This is a genomic window from Allosediminivita pacifica, from assembly GCF_003054175.1.
GTDB classification, from domain to species: Bacteria; Pseudomonadota; Alphaproteobacteria; order Rhodobacterales; family Rhodobacteraceae; genus Allosediminivita; species Allosediminivita pacifica.
Map to the genome: position 1 here is coordinate 1 of NZ_QBKN01000048.1, position 16,333 is coordinate 16,333.

The window sequence follows — 16,333 nt, forward strand, 5'->3', positions numbered from 1 at the left end:
TAATCTTTGACATGACCGCCTCCCATTAAGGATTGTTGCGATCCCACCTTGGCACAGCGATGCCGTCGGGGGGCGGTTACAGCATCAAAGCCGCCGAGCTCCTATACATTTTGACCGCATGACCCACCATGGGGACGAAACGTCTCGACGACCTATTCCCTTGCCTTTACGCTTCCAAGGCGGCGTGAAAACCGTGGGCGACGCACAGAATGGGAATTAAACGAATGAAAATGGCGGGCCTGATCCTTTTCCTAGCTGGGTTTGCGCAAGCTGCAGTCGCGCAGGACGAGAAAATCCGTAGAATTGATTCAGTCCAGGACTGGTCTGTATTCATTAACAAAGACGGAGCACCGTCCTGCTGGGTGGCGACCAAGCCCCTCAGAAGCCCGGGGTTCATCATCCACAACCTGGTCATTTACGTTACCCATGAACGCGAATTTTCGGTTCAAGACCGCGCCAAGGGAATTACCAGGCGCAGCACGGCTGTCCTCAATGCTTCCGGCAACCAATTTCCAATGACCGTTTCCGAGAATTCTGTGTTTATCAATGACCCATCTCGGAACGCCGCCATAGTACAATCGCTCGCGAGCGATTGGCGTCCGCGAGTCGTATTTGACAGGGGGCGCCATGTCGCCTTCTCGACCCAAGGTTTTGCGAAAGCATTCTCGAAAGCCGTCGAGGCTTGCGAAGACTGAAGCGCCGCGGCCCTTTGGGCAGACGCGGGACCAGTCATACCTTTGTCGAACGCCGGCTTCGTCCCACACCCCGGACTACCCGGGGTTGACGGGCATTCCCAAATTAAAACACCTGTCACGCCCCATCCCGGGAACGTGATCCCCCCCGGATCGTTGGCCCGGCGATGGATCACAGTCCCCATATCACCCCGCGCACCGCCCTGCCCTGGATCTGCGGCGCGATCCTGGTCATCCTCGCGGCCACGGCGCTGCGGGCGGCGGCGCCGGTGGTGGTGCCCTTGGTCTTCGGCATCTTCATCACCCTGCTGCTCGGGCCGCTCGACCGGTTGCTGACCGGCGTGCTGCCGCGCGGGCTGAAGTGGCTCGGGCGGGTGGCGGTGCTCGTCCTCATGCTCGGCCTTCTCGCCCTCTTCTTCGGCGGCATGATCTTCGCCGCGCAGCAGGTGGTGACCCAGATGCCGCAGATCAGCGAGAACTGGACCAGCTGGCTCAGCTCCGAGGTGGCGCCCTCGGATCTGCTGGAAACCCTGCCCGAACAGATGCGAGAGCCCGTACGCTCGGCGGTGGACCGCGCCGGCAGCCGGGTCGCCGAGAGCACCATGGGCATGGCCCAGATGGTGGCTGGGGCGACGGGAAGCTTCATCACCGCGCTGGTCATCGTCTTCTTCCTCGTGCTTCTGGCGCTCGGCGAGGGCCCGGTCTGGCGCAACAAGATCGATGCAATGTGCCGCGCCAATGCGCAGGCCGAGGACTTCCACAGCGTCGCGGACACTTTGTCCCGCAAGCTGCGCTTCTTTCTGGTCGTGCGCACCGTCATGGGCCTGCTGCAGGGCGCGCTCTACGTGGCCTGGATCGCGATCTTCGGCGTCGGGCTGCTGCCCGTCTGGTTCGTGCTGACCTTCCTGATGAGCTTCATTCCCAACCTCGGCTCGGTCATTTCGGCCGCGCTGCCGGTGATCTACGCGCTCTTCACGCAGGACCTGCAGACGGCGCTGCTGCTGGGCGCGGGGCTCTTCGCCATCGAGCAGGTGGTGGGCAACTGGATCGACCCCAAGCTGCAGGGCCAGCAGATCGCGGTGTCGCCCGTCGTCATCCTCGTCTCGATCCTGGTCTGGGCCTGGATCTGGGGCATCGCGGGCGCCCTGCTCGCCGTGCCGATGACCATCGCCATCATGGTGACCTGCGCCCACATCCGACCCCTGCGCCCGCTGTCGCTGATGCTCAGCGACCGCAACGATTTCGAAAGCCTCGACGCCGCGCTCCAAGAATAGCCGTGGCCCAACCCCTCTGAAAGGAGGCCGAAGATGTCCGATTCCGACAAGGCACCCGCCTGGACCGTGCCCGCCATGCGCACGGGCTACGCCGCACGCGGCGCCGTCTACACCGTGGTGGGCGTGCTTGCGCTCATGGCCGCGATCTACGGCGGCAACGCGCAGGGCACCCAGAACGCCCTCTCCGACCTCAAGTCGCAAAGCTGGGGCACCGCGGCGCTGGTGCTGATCGCGCTGGGCCTGATCTGCTACGCCGCCTGGCGCGTGATCGACGCCTGGATGGATCTCGACCGCCACGGCAGCAAGATGAAGGGTCTGGCGGCGCGCACCGGGCTGGTCATCACCGGTCTGATCCACGGCGCGCTCGGCATTTCCGTGGGCACCATGGCCATCGGCAACGGCGGCGGCTCGGGCGGCGGCGGCGTCGGCTCGTTCACGGGCAAGATCATGCAGATGCCCGGCGGGCAGGTGATCGTCGGCGTGATCGGGCTCGGCGTGATCGGCGCGGGGGTTTACTACGTCTTGAAGGGCGTGCAGGAGAAGTACCGCCGCGACATCCGCACCACGCAGGTGACGCTGAAGCTCGACCCCGCCATGAAGGCCGGGTTCATCGCCGAGGGCATCGTGGTGGGCATCATCGGCGTGCTGATCGTCATGGCGGCGCTGACGCACGATCCCTCGCAGGCCGGTGGCGTGGGCGCGGCGCTCGACCGCATCCGCAGCGCGGCCTTCGGGCGTATCCTGCTGGCGGCCATCGCGGTGGGCCTGATCGGCTTTGCCATCGAGAACTTCGTCGAGGCGGTCTATCGCATCGTGCCGGCCCGCGCGGGCGACGACGTGCAGACGCTGGCGCGGCGCGCCAAGCAGAAGGCCGAAGCCGCCGCCACCTGACGGCTGGACGATCCACCACCGGGCGGTTATCCACCGCCCCTGACAAGCCCCGCGCCCCCTGCGCGGGGCCAGTGACGTGGTGAGACAATGCCGGACCTTCTGATCGAGCTCTTCTCCGAGGAAATCCCCGCCCGCATGCAGGGCAAGGCGGCCGAGGATCTGCGCCGTCTGGTGACGGACGGTCTGGTCGAGGCGGGTCTCACCTACGAAAGCGCCGGAGCCTTCTCCACGCCGCGGCGGCTGGCACTGACGCTGCACGGGCTGACACCCGAAAGCCCCACCCAGCGCGAGGAACGGCGCGGGCCCAAGGTGGGCGCGCCCGACAAGGCCATCGAGGGCTTCCTGCGCGGCGCGGGCGTGGCGCGCGAGGATCTCGAAGAGCGCGAAGAGAAGAAGGGCACCTTCTACTACGCCACCGTTGTGACGCCGGGCCGCCCGGCCGACGCCATCGTGGCCGAGGTGCTGGAACGCACTATCCGCAATTTCCCCTGGCCCAAGTCCATGCGCTGGGGCGCGGGCAGCCTGCGTTGGGTGCGCCCGCTGCACCGCATCCTGTGCCTTCTGACCGACGAGGCGGGCGCGCATGTCGTCGACCTCGACGTGGACGGCATCAAGGCCGGTGACGTGACCGAGGGGCACCGCTTCCACGCCCCTATCCCCTTCACCGTCACCTCCTTCGAGGACTACGAGGCCAAGCTGAAGCGCGCGCGGGTGATCCTGTCGCCGCAGGAGCGCGAGGAGGCGATCTGGCACGAGGCCACCAACGCGGCCTTCGCCAGCGGACTGGAGGTGGTCGAGGACGCGGGCCTCCGGCGCGAGGTCGCGGGGCTGGTGGAATGGCCGGTGGTGCTGATGGGGTCGATCGCAGAGGATTTCCTCGGCCTGCCGCCCGAGGTGCTGATGACCTCGATGAAGGAACACCAGAAGTTCTTTTCGGTGCGCAATCCCGGCAGTGGCCGGATCGAGAAATTCGTGACCGTGGCCAACATCGAGGCGCCCGACAACGGCGCGGCGATCCTCGCGGGCAACCAGAAGGTGCTGGCGGCGCGGCTGTCAGATGCCAAGTTCTTCTGGGAGAACGACCTGCGCGTGGCGAAGGACCAGGGCATGACTGCCTGGACCGAGAAGCTGGGCGCGGTGACCTTCCACGGCAAGCTGGGGACCGAGAAGGACCGGGTAGAGCGCATCGCGGCGCTGGCCCGTGAGCTGGCGCCCAAGGTGGGCGCGGATGCCGATCTGTCGATGCAGGCGGCACGGGTAGCCAAGGCCGACCTCGTGTCAGAGATGGTCTACGAGTTCCCCGAGCTGCAGGGCCTGATGGGGCGCTACTATGCCGAGGCCGCAGGCCTGCCCGCCGAGGTGGCCGCGGCCTGCGAGGAGCATTACGCGCCGCTGGGGCCGTCCGACGCGGTGCCGACGGCGCCGGTGTCGGTGGCCGTGTCGCTGGCCGAGAAGATCGACAAGCTGACCGGCTTCTGGGCCATCGACGAGAAGCCCACCGGCAGCAAGGACCCCTTCGCCCTGCGCCGTGCGGCGCTTGGGGTGATCCGGCTGGTGCTGGAGAACGGGGTGCGCGTGAAGCTGATCGACGAGGCTCTTGCGCCCGCGGACACGGTGCTGGGCAAGGCCGTTCCGGTCGCGGAGGGCAACAAGGGCGACCTGATGGCCGACCTCCTCTCCTTCATCCACGATCGCCTCAAGGTGCACCTGCGCGACGAGGGTATCCGGCATGACGTGATCGACGCCTGCCTTGCCATGGAGGGCAATGACGACCTCTACCTTCTGGTCAGCCGGGCGCGGGCGCTGAGCGATGTGCTCAGGACCGAGGATGGCGAGAACCTGCTGCAAGGCTTCAAGCGGGCGAACAACATCCTGTCCCAAGCCGAAGAAAAGGACGGGGTCGAATATGCCTTTGGCGCCGACCGCAAGTTCGCCGAGGAACCGCAGGAAAACGCCCTCTTCAACGCGCTGGACTCGGCCGAGCAGAAGATCGTGCCCGCCATGAAGGACGAGGATTTCGTCACCGCCATGGAGGCCATGGCCGGTCTGCGCGCGCCCATCGACGCCTTTTTCGAAGCGGTGCAAGTCAATTCCGACAACCAGGTGGTGCGGCGCAACCGGCTCAACCTGCTGTCGCGCATCCGCGATATCTGCCTCCAGGTGGCCGATCTGCGGCGCATCGAAGGCTGATCCCTGCCGACGGGTACGGGCCCGTCGGCGGGATGACGCGGGCGACACAAGGTCAACCGCATTGATTCATAATTGATTAAGTCTTTCCGGCAACTTCTTCTTCCATGCTTCGACTTGTCTGCTCTTCCATCCCGCGTGTGCCCGCCGAAAGGTGCCTTCTCGACATCGCCCGCGAGGCCGAGAAGCACCATGCGGACGAGGGCTGTTGCAGCCTTCTCTACTTCCACGATTTCCGCTTCGTGCACGTGGTCGAGGGCCCGGCGATACCGGTGACCCGCTATGCGACGCGGCTGCGGATGGACGACCGCCAGATTCCCGATTGGGAGAAAATCATCCCGATCCGGGAGCGCGCCATCCTGCCCGCGCTGCGTGTCGGCATGCTGACCCTGCCCGACCTGCCGGTCAGTGCGGTCGACCGGCCGGAATGTCACGCCGATGCGGTTCTGGAGGATCTGCTGGTTGCGGCGCAGGTAAAATATCCCGGCGGAATCGAAGCGGGTACCGCCATCGTGTCGCCGCTGGAGACGGGAACGCCGGGTCACGGAACAACAGGACGCTTGCCAGACTCGGCATGAGCCGTATTCTCCGGACATGACCTATGCCGCAGCGCAGCAAACGCAGGGCGACGATCCGGACATCACGCTGATCACGCCCACCGCCCCCCTGGCGACCCCGACCCACGGCGGCCGGGCCAAATGCCTGCAACGTCTTGTTCGGCTTGATCTTCCCGTTCCGCGCACCGTCGCGCTGAGCTTTGCGACGGTGCACGACATCGCAGCCGGGCGGATGCCCGACCTCGACGCGCTCTGCGCCCGATTCGATCCAGATGCGCTGCTTTGCGTGCGCCCGTCGAGCCAGGACCCCGACTGGGGCGGGCCCGGGGCGATCCTGAACATCGGCATGAACAACGCCCGCCATGCCACGCTGTCGCAGCGGATCGGGACGCAGGCGGCCACCGCGCTCTACCTGAGGTTCGTGCAGGCCTACGCGGTGCATGTGGCGCGGCTGGACCCGGATGTCTTCGAGGACATCGAGGCGGACGAGCCCGGCGGGCTCTCGGCGGCGCTGTCCGCCTACGAGGAGGCGGCCGAGGCGCCCTTCCCGCAGGACCCGGCGCGCCAGTTGTCGGAAGTCCTGCGGTCGATGGCGCGCGCCTGGGAGGGCACCACCGCGCGGCTGCTGCGGCAGGGCAAGGGTGCGCCGATGGACGCGGGCCTTGGCCTTGTCGTGCAGGAGATGGCGCTGGGGCTGGGCCGCGGCGAGTGCGGGTCGGGCGTGGTGCAGATGGTGAGCCCCGAGACCGGGCTGCCGCAGATCACCGGGCGCTACCTGAGCCAGAGCCAGGGGCGCGAGGCGCTGAAGCAGCGCAACGCGGCGCTGTACCTGACGCGCGATCCACGGGGGCCCTCGCTCGAGGATAAGGCGCCGCAGGCGTTTTCCGATCTCAAGCGGCACGCGTCCCGGATGCGCGTGGCGCTGCGCGAGGAGATGCAGATCGAGTTCACCATCGAGAACGGCGCGCTGCACATCCTCGACGGCATCCGCGCCGAGCGCAGTGCGCGGGCAGCGCTGCGGATCGCGGTGGAACTGGCCGAGGACGGGGTGATCCCGCGTGACGAGGCGGTGCTGCGGATCGAACCGAGGGCGGTGTCGGAACTTCTCCACCGCCAGATCGCGCCGGGGGCGCGGCGCGACATCCTCGGGGGTGGCGTGGCGGCGAGCCCGGGTGCTGCCACGGGGCGGATCGTCTTCACCTCGGCCGACGCGCAGGCCTGCGCCGCGCGGGACGAGCCCTGCATCCTTGTGCGGCGCGAGACCTCGCCCGAGGACGTGCGGGGGATGCACGCCGCTGCGGGGGTGCTGACCGAACGTGGCGGCATGACCAGCCACGCGGCGGTGATCGGGCGCGGCATCGGGTTGCCCTGCGTGGTGGGCGCGGCGCGGATGCGGTTCCAGACGCGGCTGCGGCAGATCGTGTCCGAGGACGGGCGCGTCTTCCGCGAGGGTGACACGATCACGGTGGACGGCACCTCGGGCGAGGTGCTGGCGGGCAAGGTCGAGACGGTGGAGGCGGCGCTGGACGATGCCTTCCGGACGCTGATGGCCTGGGCCGACGAACGGCGCGACATCCGCATACGCGCCAACGCCGACACGCCTGCCGACGCGCAGACCGCCTGCAACTTCAAGGCGGACGGGATCGGGCTCTGCCGGACCGAGCACATGTTCTTCGAGGCCGACCGCCTGACGCCCATGCGCGAGATGATCTTCGCCGACTCGCCCGAGGGCCGCGCCGGCGCCATCGCCCTGCTGCTTCCCATGCAACGGGCGGATTTCACGGCGCTTTTCCGGATCATGGAAGGCATGCCCGTCTGCATCCGCCTGTTCGATCCGCCGCTGCACGAGTTCCTGCCGAGCGACCGCGCGGGGCTTTTGGAGCTGGCCGAGGCGCTGGATCTGCCTTTGTCGGACGTGACGCGGCGGGTGGAGGCCATGGGCGAATACAACCCCATGCTGGGCCTTCGCGGCGTGCGGCTGGGGATCACGGTGCCCGAAATCTACGACATGCAGGTGCGGGCGATCTTCGAGGCGACACTGGATGCCTCGCGCGAGGGCGAGCCGGTGGTGCCCGAGATCATGCTCCCGCTGGTCTCGGCCAAGCGCGAGGTGGAGCTGCTGCGCAACCGCATCGACGCGGTGGCGGCCGAGGTGCGCAACGAGCGCGGGCGGAATTTCACCTATCGGCTGGGTGTGATGGTCGAGACGCCGCGCGCCTGCCTGCGCGCCGACGAGATCGCGCAGTACGCGCATTTCCTGTCATTCGGGACCAACGACCTCACCCAGATGACCTACGGACTGTCGCGCGACGACGCCGGGCGGTTCATGTCGGACTACGTGGCGCAGGGGGTCTTTGCCGAGGACCCGTTCCACGTTCTCGACACCGGCGGGGTCGGCGAGCTGATCCAGCTTGGCGTCGAAAGGGGCCGCGCGGCGCGGCCCGGTGTGACGGTGTCGATCTGCGGAGAGCACGGCGGCAACCCCGAATCGATAGCCTTCTGCAGGGCCGTGGGAATGGACTACGTAAGCTGTTCTCCCTTCCGCGTACCGGTCGCGCGTCTTGCGGCGGCACACCTCTCCCTTAAGGAGAAACTCCAGCACTGACGGGGGGAAAGCCAACGTAAAGCGGGCGCCTGAAGCTGCCGTAAAGCAGTTTCGGGTGCTTGCCTTTACGGCAGCGGACGATTTGTCTAAAAGTCGCGCGAAATCGCACCCCATGCATATGTCGGGTGCACGCTGCCAAAACCGAAAAATGGTGACGACATGATCCGCTGCCTGAGCCGCTGCGTTCTGCTCGCTTTGCTTGTGCTGCCCGCTGTTTCCCGGGCCGATGTCACGACCGCCGACCGCCGCCTGTTCACCGTCGAACAGGATGGGTTGGGACAGACCCGTGGCGACGATATTCCCGGCCTGACACAGGTTTCCCTTCGCGCGCCGCAGGTGCCGAGCGTCGACGCCTCCTGGCTGTCGCAACAACCCGCCGCAGAGGGCGGGCCGCAATGGGAATGCCTGGCCGAGGCGCTCTACTTCGAGGCGCGCGGAGAAACCGTCGAGGGCATGGTCGCCGTGGCCGAGGTCATCCTCAATCGCGTCGACAGCGGACGCTATCCCGACACCGTCTGCGGCGTGGTCAACCAGGGCACCGGGCAGCTTCACGCCTGCCAGTTCAGCTACACCTGCGACGGTCGCCCCGAGACCATCGCCGAGCCGCGCGCCTTCCGCCGCGTGGGCAAGGTTGCGCGTGCCATGCTCGACGGAGCGCCGCGCGAACTGACCGACGGCGCCACGCACTATCACACCGCCGCCGTCAGCCCCTCGTGGGCGGATGTCTTCAAGCGCACCGGCCGGATCGGGGTCCACCTGTTCTACCGCGAAGAGTGGCGCACCAGCAGCCGCTGACCCCGCAAGCCCCCTTCCCGCGGGAAGGGGTTGCGTGCGGGCCGCGCAACCTGTCCTATCCGGCGGACCCGAGAACAGGAGTCGCGCCTTGGCCAGTGAAACCCGCCTCGCCTTTTCCCACCCGTCCGAGCGCGCCATCGCGACGGCCGGGGACACACCGCGCGACCGCATCAGCCTGCGCGAACACGTCCGCGAGGTCGAGATCGGCGCCTTCCAGGCCGAGCGCGGCATCACCCAGCGCGTGCGCTTCGATGTCGTGGTCGAGGTCCTGCCCTTTCCCGGCACGCTCGACGACGACGTGGACCGCATCCTGAGCTACGACCGCGTGACCGAGGCCATCGGCGCCGAGCTGGCCGCGCGCCGCGTGAACCTGCTCGAGACGCTGGCCGAAGGCATCGCCGAGCGTATCCTGCGAGAGCCGCAGGCGCTGCGGACCTTCGTGCGGATCGAAAAGCTGGACCGCGGCCCCGGTGCGCACGGTGTCGAGATCGTCCGCTCGCGCCCGACGCTGGCCGAGGCCCCCGACCGCCCCGCCGAGGAGCGTCCGCATCCGCGCGTCGTTTTCCTGTCCAACGCGATCATCGAGGATGCCGGACTCTCGGAGATGCTCGACACGCTTGCGGCCATGCCCGCACCGCTGATCCTCTGCCTCGGCGCGGCGGAGGTGCCCGCCCCGCAGGCCGATCACCCGCTGGCGCAGCGCCGGATCGACCTGCTTGCCATCGAGCAGAACGCCTGGCGATTGGCGGCGCGCGATCCGCGCGCCAAGGTGGTGGGCACGCGCACCGAGCTCGACTGGGCGATGAAGAACGGCCAGGTCTGCATCTGGGCCCCGTCGAAGATCGTGCTCGACGCGGTGGAGCGTCCGACCGCGCCGCCCGACGACGGCCTGGCGCTGGCCGCCTGGTTCGCCGAGGAGATCGAGGCCTGCGAACTGCTGGTGATCGGCGGAGAGCCGCCGGCAGAGAGCGCCGTTCCGGCGCGTTCGGCGGCCCCGGGCAGCCTGCCCGGCTGAGGCGCTTGCCCGGCCTCCCGCGCAAGGATACTCAGCCCGCATGTCCGATTACGTCCAGCCCCTGCCCCGGCACGAAAGCCCGAGGCCCGATCACGCCCTGCCCCTTGCCGGGGGACGGGCCTGGTTCACCGAGGCCCTGCGCCATCGGCGCGGCGCCGCACCCGAGCGCATCGGGCTGGAGGAAATCCCCGAAGAGACCTGCGCCCGGCTGAGCGCGCCGCGCGCGCCGCTTTACGGCATGGCGATGGACCGTCCGCGCCTGATGGGGATCGTGAACGTCACGCCCGACAGCTTTTCGGATGGGGGCGCGCATGGCACGGCCCAGAAGGCCTTTCGTCATGCGCAGGAGCTGATCTGCCAGGGGGCCGACATCATCGACATCGGCGGCGAGAGCACGCGCCCCGGCGCGCAGGCCGTCCCCCCCGAGGCCGAGATCGCGCGGATAGAACCCGTCGTCTCGGCACTGGCGGGCGCAAGCGAGGTGCCGATCTCCATCGACACGCGCAAGGTCGACGTGGCCGAGGCCGCGGTGCGCGCCGGGGCGCGGCTGGTCAATGACGTCTCGGGCTTTACTTACGACCGGATGCTGGGCCCCTTCTGCGCGCGCGAGGGCCTGCCGGTCTGCGTGATGCATGCCCGCGGCGACCCCGAGACCATGCAGGACAATCCGCGCTACGACGATGTGCTGCTGGACGTCTACGATTTCCTCGCGGCGCAGGTGATCATGCTGGCCGAAGTCGGCATCCCGCGGGAAAAGATCCTCATCGATCCGGGCATCGGCTTCGGCAAGAAGATCGAACACAACCTCGCCCTGCTGAACGGCATCGCGCTGTTCCACTCGCTGGGCTGCCCGATCCTGCTCGGGGCCTCGCGCAAGGGGTTCATCGGCAAGCTGTCGGGCGGCGTGCCGCCCGCGGGCCGCGCGCCGGGGTCGGCGGCGATCTCGCAATGGGCGGCGTCGCAGGGCGTGCAGGTCCTGCGCATCCACGACGTGGCGGACACGGCGCAGGCGCTGGCGCTCTGGCACGCGATCACCTTCAACGACGCGGGAGGCCACGAATGAGCCGCACCCTTTTCGGCACCGACGGCGTGCGCGGCACGGCCAACACCCATCCCATGACCGCCGAGATGGCGCTGGCCATCGGCGCGGCGGCGGGACGCTATTTCCGACGCGAGGGCCAGGGCGTGCACCGCGTGGTCATCGGCAAGGACACGCGCCTGTCGGGCTACATGTTCGAGACCGCGCTGACGGCAGGGCTGACCTCGACCGGCATGAACGTACTGCTGCTGGGCCCGGTGCCGACGCCCGCCGTGGGGCTGCTCACGCCCTCGATGCGGGCGGACCTGGGCATCATGATCTCGGCCAGTCACAACCCGGCGCATGACAACGGGATCAAGTTCTTTGGCCCCGACGGGTTCAAGCTGTCCGACACGGTGGAGAGCGAGATCGAGGCGCTGGTCGCCGCGGGCGTGCCGCTGGCCGAGGCGGGCGAGATCGGGCGCGCCAAGCGGATCGACGACGGGCGCTTCCGCTACCAGGAGCGGGTGAAATCGACCTTCCCTGCGGGCATGCGGCTCGACGGGATCAAGGTCGTCGTGGACTGCGCCAACGGCGCCGCCTACCGAACCGCGCCCGAGGTCCTGTGGGAGCTCGGCGCCGACGTGGTGCGCGTGGGTACCTCGCCCGACGGGCTGAACATCAACCACGAGTGCGGCTCGACCCACCCGCGCGTGGCGGCGGAAACGGTGGTGGCGCATGGCGCCGACCTCGGCATCTGCCTCGACGGCGATGCCGACAGGCTGATCCTGATCGACGAGACCGGCCGCGTGGCCGACGGCGACCAGATCATGGCGCTGATGGCGGGCCGCTGGGCGGCCGAGCAGCGGCTGTCGGACGGCACGCTGGTGGCGACGGTCATGTCGAACCTCGGGCTTGAGCGTTACCTCGGCGCGCGGGGGCTGCGGCTGGAGCGGACCAAGGTGGGCGACCGCTACGTGGTCGAGGCCATGCGGCGCGGCGGCTGGAACCTTGGCGGCGAGCAGTCGGGCCATATCGTGATGACCGACTATGCCACCACGGGCGACGGGCTGATGGCGGCGATCCAGTTCCTGGCCGAGATGGTGCGCACGGGGCAACCCGCCTCGGAGCTGGCCTACAACTTCGAGCCGGTGCCGCAGTTGCTGAAGAACGTGCGCTATGCCGCGGGGGAAAAGCCGCTCGAGGCCGCGCCGGTCAAGGCGGCGATCGCCGATGCCGAGGCGCGGCTGACGGGCAAGGGGCGGCTGCTGATCCGCAAGTCCGGGACCGAGCCGCTGATCCGCGTCATGGCCGAGTGCGAGGACGAGGGCCTGCTGGGCGAGGTGGTCGACGGCATCGTGGCGGAGGTCACGGCGGTCGCGGGCTAGGGCCTCAGCCAGCCGAAGGCATTCTCGACGGCGGCCTGCGCGCCTTCGCGCAGGGGGGTGCCGTGGGCGAGCAGCAGGCGCTGCGCGGGCCAGTCGAGGATCTGCCGCACGCCGTCGCGCGCCGCCGCGCGGTCGCGGAAGCCCATGCGGAACTTACGCGGGACGGCGGGTTTCGGCCCGACCATGCGGTCGAGCCGCGCGACGACGCCGCGCCAGCCGGTGAAGCGGCCCGGGGCCATGTTCTGCAGCAGGTCGGTGAAGATCACCGTGGCGCTGGGGCGGTGGAAGAAGACCACCTCGGTCGCGATGCGGTTTTCCATCAGGACCTGGTCGACCTCCTGCGCCCAGCGGGGGTCGGGCGTGGCTTCGAGTTCGGCCGAAATGTCGAGATCGGGCCGCCTGGCCGACACCCCCGGCGCGGCGTGTACCTCGACGCCCGGAAAGGCCGCCTGCCAGTCGGCCACGTGCAGGTGGTGCAGCGCGTTCGGGGCGAGGATGAAGCGCGGCGTGCCGAGTGCCGCCACAGCCTCCCGGACCTGATCGGTCAGCGCGACCGGCGACCAGAGCATCAGCCCGCCCGAGGCCAACCGGATCACCACCATGCGTGTCGGGAAGACGAAGCCCGCCATGCCGGCCACGTCGCCGCCCTCGGTCACCCAGAGTTCCGGTCCGAAAGGGTCCGTCATGGTGGCCTCCCCCTGCCTCGGGAAAGCCTGCGCCCCGGCGGCCCCGAAGGCAAGCTTGCTCAGCCTCGGCGCACCGTCCCGACGACACCCCGCCCGACGCCGCGCAGGGCGGCGAGCACGAAGCCCAGCACGGCCCAGCCCGCGAGGAATCCGGTCCCGGCGAAGACCGCGCCCTCGAAGGTCAGCGGCATGGCGGGCTTGTAGGCATCAAAGGCGCGGGTGGCGATCTGGCGGTCGCCAAGGTGCGTGGCGAGTTTGGCGCGCATGAAGGGCCCCGCCCCTTCCAGCGCCCGCAGGTCCGCGCGCAGCCGGTCGTATCGGGCAAGATCGGCGCGCAGGTTGCCCGCCTGCTTCGCGGCGAGATCGCCCTCGCCGCTCAGCGCCGCGAGATACTCGGCCGGGGTCAGCCCCACGCGGCGCGCGTCGCTTTCCAGCCTCTGCACGCTGCGGCCGAGCTCGTCCACCGCGCCGCCGAGGCGCTGCATGTATTGCTGGGAATACTCGGGAAACTGGGACAGCCCCGCCGCCCCCGTCAGCCCGCCGACCAATGCCAGCACCCGAACGATCATGTCCTGCTCTCTGCCTGCCCGGCCCCTGTTCCGGGGCCCTTTGGCAGGCAGTCTAGCAGGAAACGACGCGCGGGGCGATCACTCCGAGGTCAGGCCGTAGATCGCGGCGATGCGCTTGACCGCCTGCTCGGGGGGCAGTTCCTCGCTCTCGCCGGTGCGGCGCGAGGTGAGTTCCACCACGCCGTTCTTGAGGCCCCGCGGCCCCACGGTGATCCGCCACGGCAGACCGATGAGGTCCATGGTGGCGAACTTGGCACCGGCGCGTTCGTCGGTGTCGTCGTAGAGCGGCTCGAGCCCCAGCGCGGTGAGCGCGGCGTAGATCGTCTCGCAGGCGGCGTCGGCCTCGGCATCGCCGGTCTTGAGGTTGACGATCCCGCAGTGGAAGGGCGTCACGCCCTCGGGCCAGATGATGCCTTTGTCATCGTGGCTCGCCTCGATGATGGCGCCCAGCAGGCGCGAGACGCCGATGCCGTGGCTGCCCATGTGGACCGGCACGTGGTTGCCCTGGTCGTCCACGACCGTGGCGCCCATGGGTTCGGAGTACTTGGTGCCGAAGTAGAAGATCTGGCCGACCTCGATACCGCGGGCGGTGCGGCGGCGGTCCTCGGGGATCTTCTCGAAGAGCGCCTCGTCGTGGGTCTCGTCGGTGCGGGCGTAGCGCGAGGTGAACTCCTCGAGCACGGCCTGGCACTGCTCCTTGCTGTCGTAGTCGATCTCGCGCGATCCGAACTTCAGCTCGGTGATCTCGCTGTCGTAGAAGACCTCGCTCTCGCCGGTCTCGGCCAGCACGAGGAATTCGTGCGTGTCGTCGCCGCCGATGGGGCCGCTGTCCGCCCGCATCGGGATCGCCTGCAGGCCCATCCGCTCGTAGGTGCGCAGGTAGCTCACCAGGTGGCGGTTGTAGGCGTGCATCGCGTCCTCGTAGGTGAGGTCGAAGTTGTAGCCGTCCTTCATGTAGAACTCGCGGCCGCGCATGACGCCGAAGCGGGGGCGGACCTCGTCGCGGAACTTCCACTGGATCTGGTAGAGCGTCAGCGGCAGGTCGCGGTAGCTGCTGACATGGGCGCGGAAGATGTCGGTGATGAGCTCTTCGGCCGTGGGGGTGAAGAGCATGTCGCGCTCGTGGCGGTCCTTCATGCGGAGCATCTCGGCCCCGTAGTCGTCGTAGCGGCCGCTTTCGCGCCACAGGTCCGCCGACTGGAGCGTGGGCATCAGCATGGGGATGTGGCCGGCGCGGGCCTGTTCCTCGTGGATGATGTTTTCGATGTTGCGCAGCACCCGGTAGCCCAGCGGCAGCCAGGAATAGATCCCGGCGCTGGCCTGCTTGATCATGCCCGCGCGCAGCATGTAGCGGTGCGAGACGATCTGCGCCTCGGAGGGCGTCTCCTTGAGGACGGGCAGGAAGTAGCGGCTGAGGCGCATCTGTGAGGTCTCCTTCGGGCGTCGCGTCGCGATGGGGTTGTGGGCCAATCGCAGCCCCGGCGCAAGGGTGCGTGGGGCAGGCCGTGGCCCGGGCGTCGGTGTCGGGGACGGAAGGCGGCCGCAGGCGTGTCCCGGGCCGGGACATTTTCGGGGACATGGAATTTCAATGGGTTAGCCTCTGGGGTTAACCATCTTTTAGGGTTTTGGGGGATTTTCGGGGTTTGCGGAGGCGCTCGAGTTCGCCAGCATGGGGCGGGTTTTGAGGGGAAAAGGCATTGAATCCAGGAGATTTCGTTACGCTACCGATCACCCGTCAGATGGCCGGGGCCATTGCGCTGGCGCTGGTGTTCTGCGCCGCCTCGGTCGTGGTCTATGTCGCGATACCTGCCGCAATGGGCAAGCCACGCCCGCGACGGTTCGACAGCCTTGAAGCGCTGCGCGCGGCGGCGATCCTGTTCGCCCCGGTCTGGGTCCTGCTGGTGGGCCATGTCCTCTGGGCGCTCTGGGGCCTCGCGTCCGAGTTCAACCCCAGCGTTCAGGACGGCGATCTGCGTTGGCATGCGCTGGCCTTTGTCGGGCTCATCACCTCGCTTGGCGCGCTGATCTCGGCGCCGCTGGCGCTGATCCGGGTTTGGACCACCGAACGGCAGACCCGCACCGCAGAACAGGGCCACATGACCGACCGGATTTCCAAGGCGGTGGAGCAGCTCGGGACGGAAAAGACGGTGAAGGTCATCGAGGAGGGCGAAAGCGTCGAAAAGACCCTGCCCAATATCGAGGTGCGGATCGGCGGGCTGCTGTCGCTGGAACGCATCGCGCAGGATTCAGTGACCTACGACAGGGGGCGCGACCATGTGCGGGTGATGGAGATCCTTTGCGCCTATGTTCGGGAGAATGCACCGGCCAGCACCGCGCGCGATGACAACCCGAGGTATGTCTGGGAAGCCGCGCTGGCCAAGGCGGAAGAAGAACTGAGCAAAGATATCGAAGACAAGGTACAGCGCCATTCCGAAGCGCTTGAGTTGGCTCACCAGAGAACTGGCCTGAAACCAAGTGATCTCGAGTGGGGCGGCGCGGCCACAGATTGGGCTGCCTCGCTACCAAAGCCGCGGCAGGACATACAAATTTCTGTTTCGATCCTAGGCCGTGTTGACAAAAGGGTTTCACGCCGACCGGAAGGCGTGATTCAAGCTGGTATCTGCGATGGAGACCAGCTTGGCACGAGACCTGATGT

General features: G+C 68.2%; 14 protein-coding genes. 11 read left to right on the forward strand and 3 right to left on the reverse strand.

Annotated features, from left to right (window positions below; all coding sequences use genetic code 11):
* Window positions 1-224: 224 nt before the first annotated feature.
* The 10 genes from C8N44_RS21715 to glmM all read left to right on the forward strand — a co-directional run bounded on the left by C8N44_RS21715 (window position 225) and on the right by glmM (window position 12,422).
* Complete coding sequence (locus C8N44_RS21715; RefSeq protein WP_107978835.1) at window positions 225-695, forward strand: hypothetical protein; 471 nt, start codon at window positions 225-227, stop codon at window positions 693-695.
* Window positions 696-859: 164 nt separating this feature from the next.
* A complete protein-coding gene (locus C8N44_RS21720; RefSeq protein ID WP_107978836.1) occupies window positions 860-1,966 on the forward strand; it encodes an AI-2E family transporter in 1,107 nt (368 codons plus the stop codon).
* Between the two features lie 33 nt (window positions 1,967-1,999).
* On the forward strand, window positions 2,000-2,857 hold the full coding sequence (locus C8N44_RS21725) for a DUF1206 domain-containing protein (protein ID WP_244641179.1): 858 nt from the start codon (window positions 2,000-2,002) through the stop codon (window positions 2,855-2,857).
* Window positions 2,858-2,944: 87 nt separating this feature from the next.
* Window positions 2,945-5,047 carry a glycine--tRNA ligase subunit beta gene (glyS, locus tag C8N44_RS21730; RefSeq protein WP_107978837.1) on the forward strand — a complete coding sequence of 701 codons (2,103 nt, stop codon included), beginning with the start codon at window positions 2,945-2,947 and terminating at the stop codon, window positions 5,045-5,047.
* A gap of 104 nt (window positions 5,048-5,151) precedes the next feature.
* Entirely contained in the window at window positions 5,152-5,622 is a 471-nt protein-coding gene (locus C8N44_RS21735) for a BLUF domain-containing protein (protein ID WP_107978838.1), read from the forward strand.
* Between the two features lie 16 nt (window positions 5,623-5,638).
* A complete protein-coding gene (locus C8N44_RS21740; protein ID WP_107978839.1) occupies window positions 5,639-8,206 on the forward strand; it encodes a putative PEP-binding protein in 2,568 nt (855 codons plus the stop codon).
* A 159-nt stretch (window positions 8,207-8,365) separates the two neighbouring features.
* Window positions 8,366-9,001 (forward strand): cell wall hydrolase, encoded by a 636-nt coding sequence (locus C8N44_RS21745; RefSeq protein ID WP_107978840.1) that lies wholly within the window; start codon window positions 8,366-8,368, stop codon window positions 8,999-9,001.
* Window positions 9,002-9,089: 88 nt separating this feature from the next.
* Entirely contained in the window at window positions 9,090-10,016 is a 927-nt protein-coding gene (locus tag C8N44_RS21750) for a dihydroneopterin aldolase (RefSeq protein ID WP_107978841.1), read from the forward strand.
* Between the two features lie 40 nt (window positions 10,017-10,056).
* On the forward strand, window positions 10,057-11,079 hold the full coding sequence (folP, locus tag C8N44_RS21755) for a dihydropteroate synthase (protein ID WP_107978842.1): 1,023 nt from the start codon (window positions 10,057-10,059) through the stop codon (window positions 11,077-11,079).
* A complete protein-coding gene (gene glmM / locus C8N44_RS21760; protein ID WP_107978843.1) occupies window positions 11,076-12,422 on the forward strand; it encodes a phosphoglucosamine mutase in 1,347 nt (448 codons plus the stop codon). The genes folP and glmM overlap by 4 nt, the downstream gene beginning before the upstream one ends.
* Here glmM and C8N44_RS21765 read toward each other — a convergent pair.
* The 3 genes from C8N44_RS21765 to proS all read right to left on the reverse strand — a co-directional run bounded on the left by C8N44_RS21765 (window position 12,419) and on the right by proS (window position 15,099).
* Window positions 12,419-13,108 carry a DUF4336 domain-containing protein gene (locus C8N44_RS21765; protein WP_107978844.1) on the reverse strand — a complete coding sequence of 230 codons (690 nt, stop codon included), beginning with the start codon at window positions 13,106-13,108 and terminating at the stop codon, window positions 12,419-12,421. The two genes, glmM and C8N44_RS21765, sit on opposite strands and share 4 nt — an antisense overlap.
* A gap of 59 nt (window positions 13,109-13,167) precedes the next feature.
* Window positions 13,168-13,677, reverse strand: a complete 510-nt coding sequence (locus C8N44_RS21770) for a DUF2937 family protein (protein ID WP_107978845.1) — start codon at window positions 13,675-13,677, stop codon at window positions 13,168-13,170.
* A gap of 78 nt (window positions 13,678-13,755) precedes the next feature.
* A complete protein-coding gene (gene proS, locus C8N44_RS21775; protein ID WP_107978846.1) occupies window positions 13,756-15,099 on the reverse strand; it encodes a proline--tRNA ligase in 1,344 nt (447 codons plus the stop codon).
* 317 nt (window positions 15,100-15,416) lie between these two features.
* Between proS and C8N44_RS21780 the strand changes: the two genes are divergently transcribed.
* On the forward strand, window positions 15,417-16,333 hold a 917-nt coding region (locus tag C8N44_RS21780; protein WP_245413003.1), incomplete at its 3' end, for a hypothetical protein.